Here is a 16186-nt window from a genome sequence, read left to right as displayed (position 1 = left end):
GTGCAACCGCTTCAACACCGATGAATCAGGTATATTTTTTTTACCGGAGGAATTGACTTTAGCAAGCCGTCAAAAAAGCAGTCTTTGCGTGATAGTGAGCACTAACAAAATACCCTGCTAATGAAAAGGGTTGTTTTGCGCTGTCGTAAAACTGTCTGCAGACGATGGAAACAGCCATCCGGCAACCAGATTTCAAACTTCAGACGTCGCTGATTTTCAGCTTCTGAATCTGGTACCGCAGTTGCCTGAAGCTGACACCCAGCAGTTCTGCCGCTTGCGTACGATTGTTACGTGTACGTGCCAGTGCGCGGCGTATCATTTCACGCTCAACATCTTCAAGGAATTGCGGCAAGTCGCACGGCAACACCGGAAAATTGAGAGATGCGGCTTCCGGTTCAGGGGCAGGGAATCCGGGAATCGCGTTAAACACTGCTGCAGAAACTGCCGATACCGGCGCAGGTGTCTGTACTGCCGGAGCAGCGGGAATCGCTGTCGGAGCAGCCGGCGTGATCTGAATCTGATCACTTGGCGAAGTCGGTGTACGTCCACCGCGTAACATCAGGTCGTCCACCTGTATGACGCCCTGATCCGCAAACGCTACCGCACGCTCCAGAATATTTTCCAGCTCACGCACATTGCCGGGAAAATCGTAATTTTGCAGCGCATGCAATGCAGATGCTGATAACTGCACTGTGTGATCCGTCAATTTTCCCAGCAATCCGGCAGATAATTCCGGGATGTCTTCACGTCGTTCACGTAAAGGCGGCAAATGCAGTTCAATGACATTTAAGCGATAAAACAAATCCTGACGGAAACGCCCCTCTTCCACACAACGCGCCAGATTCTGGTGCGTCGCACTGATAATCCGGACATCCACAGATTCCTCCGTGGTCGCGCCGATTTTACGGACACGACGCTCCTGAATCGCACGCAGCAATTTGACCTGCATTGCCAGCGGTAAGTCAGCAACTTCGTCCAGCATCAGTGTGCCGCCGTTTGCGGCCTGAAAAAAACCATCACGATCTTCCGCCGCACCGGTAAATGCGCCCTTGCGGTAACCAAAAAACTCCGCTTCCATCAGGGTCTCAGGAATGGCGCCGCAGTTGACCGCTACAAACGGCTGCTGCGCGCGCGCACTGCAATGATGGATTTCGCGGGCTGCAAGTTCTTTACCGCTACCGGATTCGCCGGTGATGATCACCGGTGCCATACTACGCGCCAGTTTACGGATTTGTGCCCTGACCTGCTGAATACCGGCAGAGCTGCCTATCATCGCGGTCACATGACTAGGCACCGCGATATCTGCTGCGGCAGTGGCAGTTTGCGCTGGCAGGGATTGCATTTCCAGTGCTGAGCGTACCAGCTTACGCAAATGATCCAGTGCGACCGGCTTCGACACATAGTCAAACGCACCGGCCTTCAGCGCAATCACCGCGTTGTCCGCACTGCCAAAGGCTGTAATTACAGCGACCGGCGTGTTCTTATAATGCTGCGCGATATCTTCCACCAGTTCCAGACCAGAACCATCCGGCAGACGCATATCCGTCAGTACCAGCGAATAAGTTTGTTTTTGCAGATACTGTCTGGCAACACTCAGCGACTCTGCACTGTCGACATCCAGCCCCATCTTTATCAGCGTAATTTCTAACAATTCACGCAAATGTGCTTCGTCGTCAACTACCAGAATACGGGGACACGCAGTCGCCATGTTTCAGATTCCTGTTTCAGAAAAATTAATCACAAACCTGCCAGTCGCTTCAGCCTGATCACCATCGCCGCTTTCTACTCTGTACTCGTAATCCAGCAGCGAACGGTTATTCAGACATAATTCGCGTGCCATATACAAACCCAGTCCCGTTCCCTGACGAGATGTTGTGTAAAACGGCTCAAACAAATGGGCGCGTACTTCATAACTGATCGGCGCACCGTCGTCCTGAATATGCAGCTCCTGTTTTCCGGAAGGATTTACCACCGCATATAAACGAATGCTGCCCGGCGTACCACTCGCATAGCGCACAGCGTTTGACAGCAAATTGGTCAGCACTTCAAACAAATGTCCGGGATCGAAGCTGACGTGAAAACTGACTGAATCATCAATCAGGATGCGCTCCGGTGCAACCTGACGCGTCTCGCAAAAATCCTGCACGCATTCACGTACCACCTGAAAAACAGGATAGGGCTGAATATCAGTTTTGGCTTTCCGCGACAAGCGCAGAATATCCTCAATCAGCTGGTTCAGCCGGCCGACATTATCGTCAATAATCCGCAATAAGCGTCTTGCCTGCGGATGAGCGGAGTCTGTCTGTTCGAAATCCTCACTGAGCAAGGATGCCGCGTAGGAAATCGATGACAAAGGATTGCGGACTTCGTGCGCAATACTCGCAGTGAGTCGCCCCATCGATGCAAGCTTCAATTGCTGCGCCTGATTTTCGATATCAGATACATCCTGCAAAAACAAAATGGTGTAATGCGCTGACGTGGTTGACTGATGCAGGATATCTGCCGCATCCACACGAATTACCCGCAATTTTAAGTGATGAATAAAATGGGGTCTTTCGCCGCGCGGCTCACCGGGGACACGACGCACATCTTCATAAAATGAGGGGATTGATACAAAGCTGACATCATCGTCCGGAACACGGCTGCTGTTTGCACGCTGGCGCTCAACCAGATCACTGAGTACTTCCGTCAATGGCCGCAACGCGACGATGTTCGCCAGCTTAATGCCAGCCATATCTTTGGTCAGATGCCCGCCCAGCATTTTTTCAGCCGCCGGATTCATTTCAAAGACACGACCGGAATGATCCAGCACCAGAATGCCGGCATCCATATCTGCAATCACCATACGGTTAATTGCCTGCTGCATTGCCAGTTCATTGCCGCGTTGCTCAGCCAGTTGCTCCTGACTGATCAGATTACTGGCCAGCCGGCTGACGACCCATGCCACCGCAAAATAGCTCGCGCTGAATAAACCAGCTTGAGAAACCAGCGTGCCGTCATTCCACTCCCATGAACGCAGAACTGCATCGGACAGCAGAAACAAAGTCACCAGTGCGCAATAGAACAGGGACAGCACCAGTGGTGCGAGAATGGCCAGTCCTGCCAGTGGAAACAAAAACAGAATACTGAGACCGCCACGACCACCGCCGGAACCGACATATAACGTCGCAATGACACATAAATCGACCAGTACCTGAGACAGCAATTGCGCAACAAAATGGCGCTGATGAAAGAATTTCAGTAAGGCGTAGCCGATACTGATGACCAGATACACGATACAAATATTGCGCGCTGCCAGATGGGTCAGCAGCCAGACTTCACGCGTGCTGCGCAGATTCAGCAGCAGCAACAGACAGGCTGCAACAATAATCCGCGAGATATTGAAAGTCTGGAGTGATCGCCAGAATGAGGGGGGCGGATTACCGAAACCCGCCAGCGTGCTGGTCTGAAACAGGTTCATACCGGATGACTGCCGGCATGTTCCTGACTGCAGTAAATGCGACCTTCATGTACCACTGCCTCAGACTCAGGAAAATACACCTGACATGCAGCGCACTGCACCATGTTTTCAGCAGCAGCGGATGGTGCCGCCTGTGGTGTGCGGGCAGCCTGCGCCTCGTATTCAGCTTGTGCCGCACGCATTTTTTGCGCCGCCTTTTTACGCAGTGCGGCGTAAATCAGTACGATCAGCGCCAGCCAGAATAAAACACGCATTATCCTGCGCTCCTGTGCAAAATCACTTCCAGAACAAAATGGCTGCCGACGTAGGCCAGCAACAGAAAAATGAAGCCGGACAAAGTAAAGGTCAGCACCTTCTTACCACGCCAGCCCTGCCAGTGACGTCCGGCCAGCAATACGCCGAATAACAGCCACGAAAATAAAGACAGCACGACCTTATGATTCCAGCGGAACACCACACCCAGTACCTGCTCAGAAAACAGAACGCCGGACAACACCGTCAGACTCAGCAAGACAAATCCGACGCTTAGTAAACGGAACAAGACTTTTTCCATCGTCATCAGTGCCGGCAACTGATCCAGCAGATGCGCCATCCACGGCTTCAGACTGCGCGCACGCAGGCGGTGTAAATGCTTATCCTGCATCAGCATAATAGCGGCATGGAAAGCCGCAATCGTCAGCGTACTGTAGGCCATCAGCGCAACCGCCACATGCCACGGAAACATCACCGGCTTACCCGCCAGCGCCACCAGATTACCCGGAAATACACCACCGGCAATTGCCGCCAGTGCCGCCGGTGGCAACAGCAAGTATTTGATGCCGCCGAAATGAAAGCCGCGGTTTTCCCAGCTGTATGCGGTAACTGTCATCCACAATGCGGCTGACAGCATCACAGAAAAGCCGACGCGCAGCATATCGCCGGCAAAGACGTGGCTCCACAAGGAAATGCCATGCAGAATCCAGCCGGCACCGGTCAGCCAGCCGGACACGGATGCGCGCTGAAAAGGCAGTGCGACTGCAATCAGATACAGTGCGGCAGCAAGAAAGGAAAGATAAATTAGCATCGGTTTAGTTTACACCATCTGCCCCGCCTTTTTTTGATTTCTGCCAAGGCCTTTCCCTGACCGCGCTATCCGCCGTTTTCTGACAATCATCCGCCCGTGCATAGTCAGCGCCTTTTCCGGCATCACAGAATCTTTGCTGGTTTTCACATATTTCCGGAACTTTTCTGCCATGCACAGATACTAAGACACTCAGCCGGGCTGCCAGCCGGAGTGCAGCGGCCTGTCCTATCCATCAATTTTCTGACCAGAACGATAATGAAAAAGACTTTTCTGACACTCGCTGTGCTGAGCACAGTGTCCGCTGTACAGGCGGACGAGGGGATGTGGATGCCGCAGCAACTGCCACAGGTTGCGAAGCAACTCAAAGCTGCCGGCCTGAAACTGGATCCGAAAGCACTGACCAATCTGACTGAATTCCCGATGGGTGCAATCGTCAGTCTGGGCGGCTGCTCTGCATCGTTTGTATCGCCTGAAGGTCTGGTCGCGACCAACCATCACTGCGTATACAACAGCGTTGCTTATAACTCCAAACCTGGCCGCGACTATCTGGCTGACGGTTTCCTGGCGAAAACACTGGGCGATGAAATCCCTGCAGCGCCGGGTTCCCGCGTGTTCGTAACCAAAGAAGTCCGCAATGTGACTCAGCAAGTAATCGACAAAACCACCGCTGCGCTGGAAGGCAAAAAGCGTGTGGATGCGATTGAGAAAAACGTCAAAGCGATTGTGGCTGCCTGCGAAAAAGAAGAAGGCCATCGCTGCAACGTATATCCGTACTACGGCGGTCTGGAATACTACCTGATCAAACAAATGGAAATCCGCGACGTGCGTCTGGTATATGCTCCGCCAGCCGGCGTGGGTAAATTCGGTGGCGATACCGACAACTGGATGTGGCCACGTCACACCGGTGACTTCGGTTTCTACCGCGCTTACGTCAGCAAAGATGGTAAAGCAGCTGACTTCAGCAAAGACAACGTACCTTACGTACCGAAACATCACCTGAAACTGGCAAAAGACGGCCTGAAAGAAGGCGATTTCGTGATGGTACTGGGCTATCCAGGCCGTACTAACCGTCACCGTCTGCCATCCGAAGTGGATTTCACTTTCAGCTGGGATTATCCGAACTTCGTGAAATCTTCCGGTGAACGTCTGGCGATTATCGGCGAACAAACCAAAACTGATGACGCAGCACGCCTGAAATACGCAGGCATGGTTGCCGGTATCAACAACTACTACAAAAACCGTCAGGGTATGCTGGACAGTTATGCGAACAGCGATTTCCTGGCACGTAAAACCAAAGAACACGCAGAGCTGAAAGCCTGGGTCAACAGCAATCCTGCACGTGCAAAAGAGTACGCAGCAGATCTGGCGACAGTAGAAAAACTGATCGCTGAACGTCAGGAAAAAGCAAAACGTGATGTGAATGTGGATGGCATTTTCCCGCGTCTGCTGGGCACGGCACGTACACTGTACCGTCTGGCGAATGAGCGTACTAAACCGGATGCGGAGCGTAAAGCCGGCTTCCAGGAACGTGATCTGCCGCGCTTTGCTGCAGGCGTTAAATCGGTGGAAGGTACTTACGCTGAAAACGTCGACAAAGCACTGGTCATGCACAGCCTGAAAAAATACGCAGCGCAGCCAGCATCTGAGCACTACGCCGATGTCGATGCAGCACTGGGTATCCGCGCTGGCATGTCGGACGCAGAACTGAGCGCAGCCGTTGATAAACTGTATGCAGGCAGCAAACTGGGTAGCACTGAAGCCCGTACTGCATGGCTGAAAGCGAAACCGGAAGACTTCAAAAACAGCGACGACAGCTTCATCAAAGCCGCTGTAGCAATGTACGAAGGCAGCCTGAAGCGTGAAGCCGAAGGTGAAGAAGAAGCCGGCAAAATGCAACAGGCCTACGCGAACTACATGAAAGCAAAAATCGCATTCATGACCAGCAAAGGCTTGCCAGTGTATCCGGATGCGAACAGCACCCTGCGCGTGACGTTCGGTAAAGTGGCTGGCCGCGACCACGGCACGGCGGATGGTCTGGCATGGGCACCGTTCACCACCGTCAACGGCGTGGTAGCAAAAGCAACCGGTCAGGGCGAATTCAATGCACCGAAAGCACAGCTGGATGCAATCAAAGCCAAAGACTTCGGTAACTTCGTTGATCCTAAGCTGAAAACCGTTCCGCTGGCGTATCTGGCAACACTGGATATCACCGGTGGTAACTCCGGTTCCGCAGCGCTGAATGCAAAAGGCGAACTGATCGGTCTGGCATTCGACGGCACACTGGATTCCATCATTTCTGACTGGGACTTCAATGCAGCGAATACCCGTTCTATCCAGGTGGATCTGCGCTACATGCTGTGGCAAATGAAACATGTGGACAAGGCTGACCGTCTGCTGAAAGAAATGGGCGCACAGTAATTGTGTTCCTGACGCCCCGGCGGCACAGCCGCCGGGGATGACAACAAAACGCCCCCGGTGCTTGCCGGGGGCGTTTTGTTTTGGTCAGCGTTCCGAGATTTATGCGGAGGCTGGTGCGCAGCTTCGTCCTAACCTGAAGCAAACCGGAATGCGGAAGTTCTTGCAACGTCAACGTCGAAACAAAGCTCACCGGAAATACTTAGGATTATGCAGAAGTCCGCATTTCACTTTTACGGAGAGCCTTACTTTCTGCCGACGACCGCCAGATCGCTGTGCAGAACTCCGCAAATGAGCAGAAAATCGTGCTCCGGGAGCCGCTACTGCAGCTCAGGCAGCTCCGGCGACTGGCAGACATGACTGTAAGATCAGCGTGATTGCCGGATCAGGATTCCGCCGCCATTAACTGATACTTGCGCAATTTGTCGTACAGGGTTTTACGCGGCACGCCCAGTGCCTGCGCCGCAGCCGCCACCTGCCCCTGATGCGCTTTCAGCGCGGCGGCAATCAGATCGGCTTCAAACTGCTCTACCCTGCGCGGCAGGCTGAAACCGTGATCGGCGATGTCTGGTTCAGACTGCACCGCCGCCGTATCGTCCTGCGTCATCGACAAGGTCAGCTGATGCGCAAAGTTTTTCAGTTCACGTACATTCCCCGGCCATTCGCGCAACTGCCATTGCTGCATTTGCTGCGGACTCCAGACAGGAGCCGGCAAACCGAAACGCTGCGCTGCCTGCGCAGTAAAGTGTTGCAGCAGCAGCGGAATATCATCGCGGCGATCCTGCAGTGCCGGCAACATCAGTTGCACCACGGCCAGCCGGAAATACAAATCTTCACGGAATTGCTGACGCTGCGATAAAGCGAATAAATCCGTCTTGGTAGCAGCGACCACGCGCAAATCCAGCGGTATCAGCTGATTGCCACCCAGCCTTTCAATCTGTCTTTCCTGCAAAGCGCGCAACAGCTTAACCTGCAAAGCCAGCGGCATACTTTCGATTTCATCCAGAAACAAAGTACCGCCGGAAGCATGCTCCAGCTTACCGATACGACGCTTACCCGCACCGGTAAAAGCGCCCGCTTCGTGACCGAACATTTCGCTCTCAAACACAGTTTCCGGCAGTGCACCGCAGTTCACCGCGACAAACGGCCCCGCTCTGCCGCTGGCATCATGCAAATGCCTCGCCACCACTTCCTTACCGGTGCCTGTCGCACCGTGGATCAGCACATCCACCGGCACAGGACCGATATGGCGTATGCGTTCTTTCAGTTTCAGCATCGATACGCTGTCGCCGATCAGTTGCGGCGTGTCCGGATGCAAAGCCAGCGTCTGACGCAGACGGCGGTTATCCAGCACCAGCCGCCGTTTCTCCAGTGCGCGCTGACAGGTTTCCAGTAAACGTTCGGCCGCAAATGGCTTTTCCAGAAAATCGTAAGCCCCGTCACGCATCGCCTGCACTGCCATGCTGACATCGCCATGACCGGTAATCAGTATCACCGGCAAATCCGGATCGCTGCGCATCAGTTGCGCCAGCAACGTCAGCCCCGACATACCGGGCAAACGCACATCGGTAATGACCATAGCCGCATCACCCGCCTGAATAGCCGGTAATGCCAGCTCAGCCGATTCATACGCAGCAACGCGAAAATCGGCCAGCTCCAGCGTTTGCGTCATTGCCAGCCGGATACTGAAATCATCTTCAATCAGAATTGCGGTCTGACCGCGCATCAACTCTGCCATCCATTTTACTCCGCTGTCTGCATGGATGCGGCATTGTCCGCCAGCGGCAAACGCAGGCAGAAGCAGGCACCATCCGCGCTGCTGCTGACACTGAGATTGCCATCCATCGCTTGTGCAATCGATAAAGAAATCGCCAGCCCCAGACCCAGCCCTTTACCGCTGGGTTTGGTGGTGAAGAAAGGTTCAAACAAATGGGGCAATACCGTTGCGGAGATGCCGGGACCTGTGTCGCGCACCAGTATCTGCACAGCATCGGCGCTGAGTTCGGTTTGCACAGCTAAACAGCGCACAGTCTGCCCTTCCATCGCATCGGCCGCATTGCGCAGCAGATTGATGAGAATTTGTTCAATCCGCACAGGATCAGCACGCACCTGCGGCGCGCCCTGCAAGTCCAGTTGCAAACGGATATCCTGCTGTTCCAGATCATTGCCAATCAGCGATACCGCTGCCTGTATGCAATGATTAAGGTCCGTCAGTTGCAGATGATCTCCGCTCTTACGGGCAAATCCTTTTAACTGGGAAATGATGTTTCCCATACGCTGCACCGCATCGCCGATATGGTGAAGATTCATCGCCGCCGTATCATGGTCACCGCGCTGCAGCAGCAAACGGGCATTATCCGCAAATGCACGAATAGCGGTCAGCGGCTGACTCAGCTCATGGGTGATACCGGCTGCCATTTGTCCCAGCAAGGCCAGCTTGGCGGTTTGTACCAGCTCATCCTGCGATGTGCGCAGCATTTTCTCGGTTTGTTGCAGCGTTTGCAAACGCTGTTCTAATTGCGTATTCGCACCGGTCAGTTCCAGCGTGCGCTGCGCAATCCGGCTTTCCAGTTCCTGTGCTGCCTGCTCAAGTGCCAGCGCAGCCTGCCGGCGTTCACGCAAGCGCTGACGGCGCTGATCAAAAACAGCAGCGGCTGTAGCCAGCAGAATCAGCAGCAAGGTCGTCAGCCCCGCTGCCACCATCGCCGCTTTCCGCGCTTCCGACTGATCCGGAAATAACATCAGTTGCCAGCTTAAACGACCGATGTTGCGGCTGACATAATCACCGAAACCTTCTTTTTCAGAACGCGGTAACACACTGACGGCCTGCACAGGCTTGCCTGCATACTGCAGTGTTGCCTGTAACTCGGCCTGCACTTCATTGTCCAGCGCTTGCAGACTGCGGTACTGCCATGCAGGCCGGTTGCCAAGGAAAATCACGCCGTGTTTATCACTGAGTGCAATCGGTTCCGGATTGCTGCGCCAGGCTTGCTGCATATCGAGCAGGCTGACTTTGACAACAATCACACCCAGCGGCTTGCCTGCCTGTGGATGCAGCGGATCTGCCAGCACCGGGCGGGAAATGAAGTAGCCGGGAATCTGGGTCTTGTTACCGATGGCGTAAAAATGGCCGGTTTGCCCGCCTTCGCGCATCGCATCGCGGAAGTACGGACGGAAGCTGAAATTTTGCCCGATGTAGCTTTGCTCGCTGTCCCAATTGCTGGCTGCCAGCGTTTTGCCCTGCTGATCCATCAGATAGATCGTGGCAACTCTGGCTTGTTTCTGAATATCGGAAAAGGTTTGATTCAGCTGATGAATCAGTTCACTCTGATCCGGATGCTGTAATGCTGCCGACAGAAGCGGCAGATGCGATAAGGTATGCGGCAATATTTCATGGCGTTCCAGCGCTGCATCCAGATCCAGTGCAATCAGTTGCAACTGGCGTTCTGCTGCAGCGCGGTTCGCAGTACTCGCTTGCTGATAAGTGATCAGTGTTACCACGAAAATCAGCGCCATCGCAGCGGCAGTCAGCAAAACAATCACTGCTGAGCGCGGCATTTTCGTGGACATCACATTCTCCTTAATCGACAGCGGCCATCCTGATTTCATCCGTATGATGACGTTGCTGTTCTTCCATCACCAGTATGCCCAGCTCACGTTTTAACGCGGCAAACTCCGGTGAACTGGTGTCACGCGGATGAGGCAGTTCTATCAGCATATCGCGCTTCACCGTACCGGGACGATAGGTCATCACCACGATACGATCTGCCAGATACACGGCTTCTTCAATACTGTGCGTCACAAACACTATCGTTTTGCGGGTGCGCGCCCAGATATCCAGCAATTCATCCTGCAGATTACGGCGGGTTAACGCATCCAGCGCACCGAAAGGTTCATCCATCAGCATCACCGGAGAATCCAGTGCCAGTACGCGCGCAATTGCTACCCGCTGACGCATACCGCCGGACAAATCTTTCGGAAAACGCTGCGCAAAATCCGATAAGCCCAGCATCTTCAGCAAGCCCTGTACACGCTCGCTGATACCCGCTTTATCCATGCCTTTGATTTCCAGACCAAACGCAATATTTTGCGCCACCGTCATCCACGGGAACAGCGCATATTCCTGAAACACCATGCCACGGTCCGGGCCCGGTTCACGAATAATTTGCTGATCAGCCGTGATCGTGCCAGAAGTCGGTAGTGAAAAGCCAGCAATCGCATTCAGCAAAGTTGATTTACCACAACCGGAAGGGCCAAGCAGACAGACAAACTGTCCACGAGGAATCGTCAGTTGTATATCTTTCAGCGCAATCACTTCTTTGTCGGCTGTCTGAAATACTTTATTAACACCATTCACAACAATATGGGCTTCACTCATTTCAGTTCTCCAGACCACGGTGCCAGCGCAGCAAGTAATTATTGATTTTGTTCATGATCAGATCAATGCTGAGGCCCAGCATACCAATCGTGATCATGCCTGCGATGATTTTGTCAGACCAGAAATATTCACGTGCTTCCAGAATGCGGAAACCCAGACCGTTATTCACGGCAATCATTTCCGACACAATCACCACGATGAAGGCGGTACCGATACCGATCCGTACACCGGACAAAATATACGGCACGGCAGCTGGCAGCATCACGCGCCGGAAAATCGTCCATTGCGATGCACCCAGATTACGCGCAGCACGGATATAGATACTGTCAACATGACGCACACCGGCAATCGTATTCATCAGAACCGGGAAAAATGCACCGATGGCAATCAGGAAAATTGCCGGCGGATTACCCAGACCGAACCACAAGATCGATAAAGGAATATAGGCAATCGGCGGAATCGGACGCAGCACCTGCATCAGCGGATTCATGAAGGCATACACACGCTGATTGGCGCCCATCGCGATGCCCAGTGGCAAAGCCAGACCAGCACCCACCACAAAACCGGCGAGTACGCGATACATACTGCCTATCGTGTCACGGATCAGTTCACCCGATACAGCCCATGCCAGCCAGCTCATGGTGGCGGCATCGTAAGCTTCGGTCGGGGAAGCATATTCCAGCCATTTGCGCACCACAGCCATTGGTGCAGGTAATACTTGCGGGTTCACCATTTCTGCGCTGGTGACGATGTGCCAGATTGCGATCAGAATCGCCGGCACCACCAGGCCTGCGCCCGCTTCACGCCATTTTATTTTCATACAGTCTCCGTTATTCACCGGCTGCACCGGCAGCTTTTTCAGCCACCGGTGCGTACACGCCGGATATTTTTATTTGACGTTTAAGGATTTTTTTGCCTGATCCAGCAAATCCGTTTTCACCCATTCTTTGGCAACCGGTGGCTTACTCATTTTGCCGATACCGTATTTCTGCATCAGATCCGTAGTGATTTGAATATGCTCTGCCGTGACATCGTAGCTGTAAGGAGAATTTTCGATCGCATCAGCAAAATCATCATGTGTGATCTGGCCTTTGAACATATTTTCACGCACGTATTTTTCTGCCACTTCCGGCTTGTCGATAAAAGTACGGGTGGCTTCCACAAAGCAGCGCATGAATTTTTCTGCAACCGGGCGGCGTTCTTTGATGAACTTATCCGTCATCACCATCGTACGTACCGGTTCACCAATCGGTGTGTCATAAGGTTTGATAATTTCTTTACCAAAACCTTTGTTAATCGCTTGTGATGAGTAAGGCTCGGATTGCATGATGGCATCGATATTTTTACCCAGCAGTGCCTGATTCAGATCCGGGAAACCAAGGTAAATAATTTGTACATCTTTGCCCGGCTGGTCAGAGAATGTCAGCCCGTTTTGTGCCAGTTCAGCGGCCAGTAAAATATCCTGAATACCGCCGCGCGTGACACCGACTTTTTTACCTTTCAGGTCTTTCACAGAACTGATTTTCAGATCTGCACGTCCAACCAGACGCGCACCGCCTTTGGCAAAACCGGCAACCAGCGTAATCGGCGTACCGCTGGCACGCGCTGAAATCGCGGCTTCGGATGACACCGCGCCCACATCCAGCTCACCGGCAATCACGGCCTGCATCGCATCCAGCCCTTTGGCAAATACACGCTCTTCCACCTTAATACCGCACTTCGGTGCGATTTCCTTGATGTACGATACCGCGCCGTAATGCGCAAACTTCAGATTTCCCAGACGCACCACTTCTTCGGCCTGTGTAACACCGGCCATCGCCAGCAAGCCTGCCAGTACGATCGTTTTTTTCAGCATTGCAGATCTCCTTGATTTTTGATTTATGTCCGCCACGATGTGACGACTGCAGTGTAGTCGCTTGCACAGAGTGTGCCAGCTTCGCTTTCTTCGATAAGTGCTTGATTTTCCGGTATCTGCAGTATCTCAAGTGTATTTTCGTGTGCGGTTTTCCGGAAAAATTCCCGCATCCGGTCTGAAAATCCGCACAAGCGGCGCATGTGTTCTCGCAAATTCCCCGCAGAGTTAGCCGGATGTACGACAGCTTCAGGTAAAATGCACAGGTTAACCGTCCTGCGCTAACGGCGGCCTGTGATGATTCCAGTTGCCTGACGCGGACTTGCCTGAACTCTGAAAGCCTGAAAACTATGCTTGATAATCTGACCCAACGCCTTGCCAAAGTGGTAAAAACCATGCGCGGCGAGGCTCGCCTGACCGAATCCAATACCGCTGAAATGCTGCGTGAAGTACGGATGGCATTGCTGGAAGCCGACGTGGCATTGCCTGCCGTGCGCGATCTGATCGCCCGTGTCAAAGAAAAAGCCATGGGTGAAGAAGTCATCGGCTCACTGACACCGGGCCAGGCACTGGTCGGTGTGGTGCAAAAGGAAATGGCGCACCTGATGGGTGCCGATCTGGGCCCGGAAGCATCGCAACTGAGTTTTGCCTGCCAGCCACCGGCGATTATTCTGATGGCCGGTTTGCAGGGTGCAGGTAAAACCACCACCGCCGGTAAGCTGGCGAAGTATCTGAAAGAACAGAAAAAGAAAAAAGTGCTGACGGTGTCTGCCGACGTGTATCGCCCTGCGGCGATTGCACAGTTGCAATCCGTGACTGAGCAGGTCGGCGCAGACTTCTTCCCGTCTGCTGCCACTGACAAACCTGTGGATATTGCACTGGCCGCACTGGATTACGCGAAAAAACATTATCACGATGTGCTGATCGTCGATACTGCAGGTCGTCTGGGTATTGATGAAGCAATGATGCAGGAAATTGCGGCGATTCACAGCGCACTGAATCCGATTGAAACCCTGTTCGTGGTTGACGCGATGCTGGGTCAGGATGCTGTTAATACCGCAAAAGCATTTAATGATGCGCTGCCACTGACCGGCGTGGTACTGACCAAGCTGGACGGTGATGCACGCGGCGGCGCGGCATTGTCTGTGCGCCATATCACCGGTAAGCCAGTGAAATTCGTCGGTGTGGCCGAGAAACTGGATGGTCTGGAATCGTTCGACCCGCAGCGTATGGCAAACCGTGTGCTGGGCATGGGTGACATTCTGGCGCTGGTGGAATCCGCTCAGAAAAGTATCGACGTCGAAGCCGCACAAAACCTTGCGCACAAAATCAAGGATGGCGGCAAATTCGACATGAATGACTTCAAAATGCAGATCTCCCAGATGAAAAATATGGGTGGTCTGTCCGGTCTGATGGATAAACTGCCGGCGCAGCTGCAACAAGCCGCTAACGGCGCGAATATGGATGTGGCGGAAAAGCAGATTCGCCGCATGGAAGGCATGATCAATGCAATGACGCCTGCGGAACGTGCCAAGCCTGAGCTGATCAAAGCCTCACGCAAACGCCGTATTGCAACCGGTGCCGGTGTGCAGATTCAGGAAGTAAACCGAATGCTGGCGCAATTCGAACAAATGCAGAGCATGATGAAAAAACTGCGCGGTGGCGGCATGATGAAGATGCTGCGCAGTATGAAAGGCATGATGCCGGGTGGCCGTCGCTGATTTTCGGCCCGCCGTGACGGTGGCAGAAACCGGCAAGTATGGACGTTTCCTGCATCAAAAACCCGTGTTTTAGCAGGTTTTCGCGAAAAAAAGCTTGCATCGTGGTTAAATACGCACCACTATTAGCCGTGCGTTAATTTTCACGCTCTAAAAGGGCCGGCAAGTGCAGCCGGCGCCTGTTCAGCAATTCATAAATAGGAGGCCTTTAATGGCAACAGCACCACAAGATCCAAAAGAAAAACCAGGTACAGACGGTAAAGCTGCACGCAAGCCAAACGCTGCGTTCATGAAACCGATGAACATCTCCAAAGAACTGGCTGCTGTGATCGGTTCTACACCAGTACCACGTACTGAAGTGACGAAAAAAGTCTGGGAATACATCAAGAAGCACAACCTGCAAGACGCTGCGAACAAACGCAACATCAATGCAGATGACAAGCTGAAAGTTGTTTTCGGCGGCAAAGCACAAGTCAGCATGTTCGAAATGACAAAGCTGATCTCTGCTCACCTGTCCTGATACCGGAACACCGGCAGATGTGCTGTCAGTGTTGACAGCGCAGATCGCAAAAAGCCCGCATCAGCGGGCTTTTTTCATGGTGATCATAAACACGGTATCATCAGGACTGCGGTTTGTATTCCCAGTTCTTCCAGTTCGACAATACTGCATTCGGATATTCCGGCTTACCACGACTGCCGTTATACCTGCCGAGCGCAAGATACAAATCACCTTTTTCCATGTCGATGTACATGCGCAGAATCGAGCAGCCATAACGCAGATTGGCCTGCATCTGAAACAGCTTGGCCGGATCACCGTCACCGATCACGCGCGACCAGAACGGCATTACCTGCATATAGCCGCGCGCACCAACGATGGATGTCGCATATTTGCGGAAACCCGATTCCACCTGCATCAGGCCCATGACCAGCGCCGGTTCCAGTCCGGCACGACGTGACTCATACCAGATTGTTTCCAGCAATTCGATGCGGGTCTGATAATCAGGGATGCGGCGTTTTAAGCGTGAAGACATTTCACCGAGCCAGTTCAGATACTGAATACGGTCATCGATGCGTTCAAATTTCGGCTTTGGCGGCGCTGCATCAGCAATGGCGCGGGCAAGCGCGAGCCTGACCGAATCCGCCATCGCTTCTTCCTTTTGATTCCCGGCTTGTACCACGCCGGGCAACAGGAATATGCCTGCTGCAGCCAGCGTCAGCTGCGCAGCAAGCTTTGCTACAGAAGTACTCATTCTTGACATCATGCAGCCCCGGTTATGCCAGGGCGTAGCCGGGTTGCTGC

13 protein-coding genes are annotated in these 16186 nt (G+C 53.2%); 3 read left to right on the top strand and 10 right to left on the bottom strand.

Annotation, left to right across the window (positions count from 1 at the left end; all coding sequences use genetic code 11):
* Positions 1-199: 199 nt before the first annotated feature.
* Genes KDM89_RS09800 through KDM89_RS09785 form a run of 4 tightly spaced genes read right to left on the bottom strand, consistent with a single transcriptional unit; the run spans position 200 to position 4523 of the window.
* Positions 200-1708: a sigma-54-dependent transcriptional regulator gene (locus tag KDM89_RS09800; protein ID WP_212687757.1), complete on the bottom strand. Its 1509-nt coding sequence runs from the start codon at positions 1706-1708 to the stop codon at positions 200-202.
* Between the two features lie 3 nt (positions 1709-1711).
* A complete protein-coding gene (locus KDM89_RS09795; RefSeq protein WP_212687756.1) occupies positions 1712-3460 on the bottom strand; it encodes a sensor histidine kinase in 1749 nt (582 codons plus the stop codon).
* The gene (locus tag KDM89_RS09790; RefSeq protein ID WP_230427783.1) at positions 3457-3714 is read right to left on the bottom strand and encodes a PP0621 family protein; all 258 of its coding nucleotides are present in this window, start codon (positions 3712-3714) and stop codon (positions 3457-3459) included. Before KDM89_RS09790 ends, KDM89_RS09795 begins: the two co-directional genes overlap by 4 nt.
* Positions 3714-4523: a cytochrome C assembly family protein gene (locus tag KDM89_RS09785; protein WP_212687755.1), complete on the bottom strand. Its 810-nt coding sequence runs from the start codon at positions 4521-4523 to the stop codon at positions 3714-3716. Before KDM89_RS09785 ends, KDM89_RS09790 begins: the two co-directional genes overlap by 1 nt.
* A gap of 255 nt (positions 4524-4778) precedes the next feature.
* Here KDM89_RS09785 and KDM89_RS09780 point away from each other — a divergent pair, with 255 nt between their 5' ends.
* Complete coding sequence (locus KDM89_RS09780; RefSeq protein WP_212687754.1) at positions 4779-6941, top strand: S46 family peptidase; 2163 nt, start codon at positions 4779-4781, stop codon at positions 6939-6941.
* Positions 6942-7323: 382 nt separating this feature from the next.
* Here KDM89_RS09780 and KDM89_RS09775 read toward each other — a convergent pair whose 3' ends face one another.
* The 5 genes from KDM89_RS09775 to KDM89_RS09755 form a co-directional block, all read right to left on the bottom strand.
* Positions 7324-8676 carry a sigma-54-dependent transcriptional regulator gene (locus KDM89_RS09775; protein ID WP_212687753.1) on the bottom strand — a complete coding sequence of 451 codons (1353 nt, stop codon included), beginning with the start codon at positions 8674-8676 and terminating at the stop codon, positions 7324-7326.
* 5 nt (positions 8677-8681) lie between these two features.
* Positions 8682-10508, bottom strand: a complete 1827-nt coding sequence (locus tag KDM89_RS09770; RefSeq protein ID WP_212687752.1) for a sensor histidine kinase — start codon at positions 10506-10508, stop codon at positions 8682-8684.
* Positions 10509-10518: 10 nt separating this feature from the next.
* Positions 10519-11316, bottom strand: a complete 798-nt coding sequence (locus KDM89_RS09765; RefSeq protein WP_212687751.1) for an ABC transporter ATP-binding protein — start codon at positions 11314-11316, stop codon at positions 10519-10521.
* Position 11317: 1 nt separating this feature from the next.
* On the bottom strand, positions 11318-12136 hold the full coding sequence (locus tag KDM89_RS09760) for an ABC transporter permease (RefSeq protein WP_189357567.1): 819 nt from the start codon (positions 12134-12136) through the stop codon (positions 11318-11320).
* Positions 12137-12205: 69 nt separating this feature from the next.
* Entirely contained in the window at positions 12206-13171 is a 966-nt protein-coding gene (locus tag KDM89_RS09755; RefSeq protein ID WP_212687750.1) for an ABC transporter substrate-binding protein, read from the bottom strand.
* A 347-nt stretch (positions 13172-13518) separates the two neighbouring features.
* Here KDM89_RS09755 and ffh point away from each other — a divergent pair, with 347 nt between their 5' ends.
* Positions 13519-14889 (top strand): signal recognition particle protein, encoded by a 1371-nt coding sequence (gene ffh / locus KDM89_RS09750; RefSeq protein WP_212687749.1) that lies wholly within the window; start codon positions 13519-13521, stop codon positions 14887-14889.
* Between the two features lie 208 nt (positions 14890-15097).
* The gene (locus tag KDM89_RS09745) at positions 15098-15406 is read left to right on the top strand and encodes an SWIB/MDM2 domain-containing protein (protein ID WP_189357564.1); all 309 of its coding nucleotides are present in this window, start codon (positions 15098-15100) and stop codon (positions 15404-15406) included.
* Positions 15407-15506: 100 nt separating this feature from the next.
* Here KDM89_RS09745 and KDM89_RS09740 read toward each other — a convergent pair whose 3' ends face one another.
* Positions 15507-16136, bottom strand: coding sequence for a lytic transglycosylase domain-containing protein (locus tag KDM89_RS09740; protein ID WP_438947508.1), 630 nt, complete (start codon positions 16134-16136; stop codon positions 15507-15509).
* Positions 16137-16186 lie beyond the last annotated feature (50 nt).

It is taken from the genome of Cognatundibacterium luofuense (genome assembly GCF_018139685.1).
Taxonomy (GTDB): Bacteria; Pseudomonadota; Gammaproteobacteria; order Burkholderiales; family Burkholderiaceae_D; genus Undibacterium; species Undibacterium luofuense.
This window is presented reverse-complemented; position numbering and strand designations above follow the sequence as displayed.

Coding starts and splice junctions, on each gene's coding strand:
- KDM89_RS09800 (WP_212687757.1), bottom strand. CDS start 1,708: ATGGCGACTGCGTGTCCCCGTATTCTGGTAGTTGACGACGAAGCACAT.
- KDM89_RS09795 (WP_212687756.1), bottom strand. CDS start 3,460: ATGAACCTGTTTCAGACCAGCACGCTGGCGGGTTTCGGTAATCCGCCC.
- KDM89_RS09790 (WP_230427783.1), bottom strand. CDS start 3,714: ATGCGTGTTTTATTCTGGCTGGCGCTGATCGTACTGATTTACGCCGCA.
- KDM89_RS09785 (WP_212687755.1), bottom strand. CDS start 4,523: ATGCTAATTTATCTTTCCTTTCTTGCTGCCGCACTGTATCTGATTGCA.
- KDM89_RS09780 (WP_212687754.1), top strand. CDS start 4,779: ATGAAAAAGACTTTTCTGACACTCGCTGTGCTGAGCACAGTGTCCGCT.
- KDM89_RS09775 (WP_212687753.1), bottom strand. CDS start 8,676: ATGGCAGAGTTGATGCGCGGTCAGACCGCAATTCTGATTGAAGATGAT.
- KDM89_RS09770 (WP_212687752.1), bottom strand. CDS start 10,508: ATGTCCACGAAAATGCCGCGCTCAGCAGTGATTGTTTTGCTGACTGCC.
- KDM89_RS09765 (WP_212687751.1), bottom strand. CDS start 11,316: ATGAGTGAAGCCCATATTGTTGTGAATGGTGTTAATAAAGTATTTCAG.
- KDM89_RS09760 (WP_189357567.1), bottom strand. CDS start 12,136: ATGAAAATAAAATGGCGTGAAGCGGGCGCAGGCCTGGTGGTGCCGGCG.
- KDM89_RS09755 (WP_212687750.1), bottom strand. CDS start 13,171: ATGCTGAAAAAAACGATCGTACTGGCAGGCTTGCTGGCGATGGCCGGT.
- ffh (WP_212687749.1), top strand. CDS start 13,519: ATGCTTGATAATCTGACCCAACGCCTTGCCAAAGTGGTAAAAACCATG.
- KDM89_RS09745 (WP_189357564.1), top strand. CDS start 15,098: ATGGCAACAGCACCACAAGATCCAAAAGAAAAACCAGGTACAGACGGT.
- KDM89_RS09740 (WP_438947508.1), bottom strand. CDS start 16,136: ATGAGTACTTCTGTAGCAAAGCTTGCTGCGCAGCTGACGCTGGCTGCA.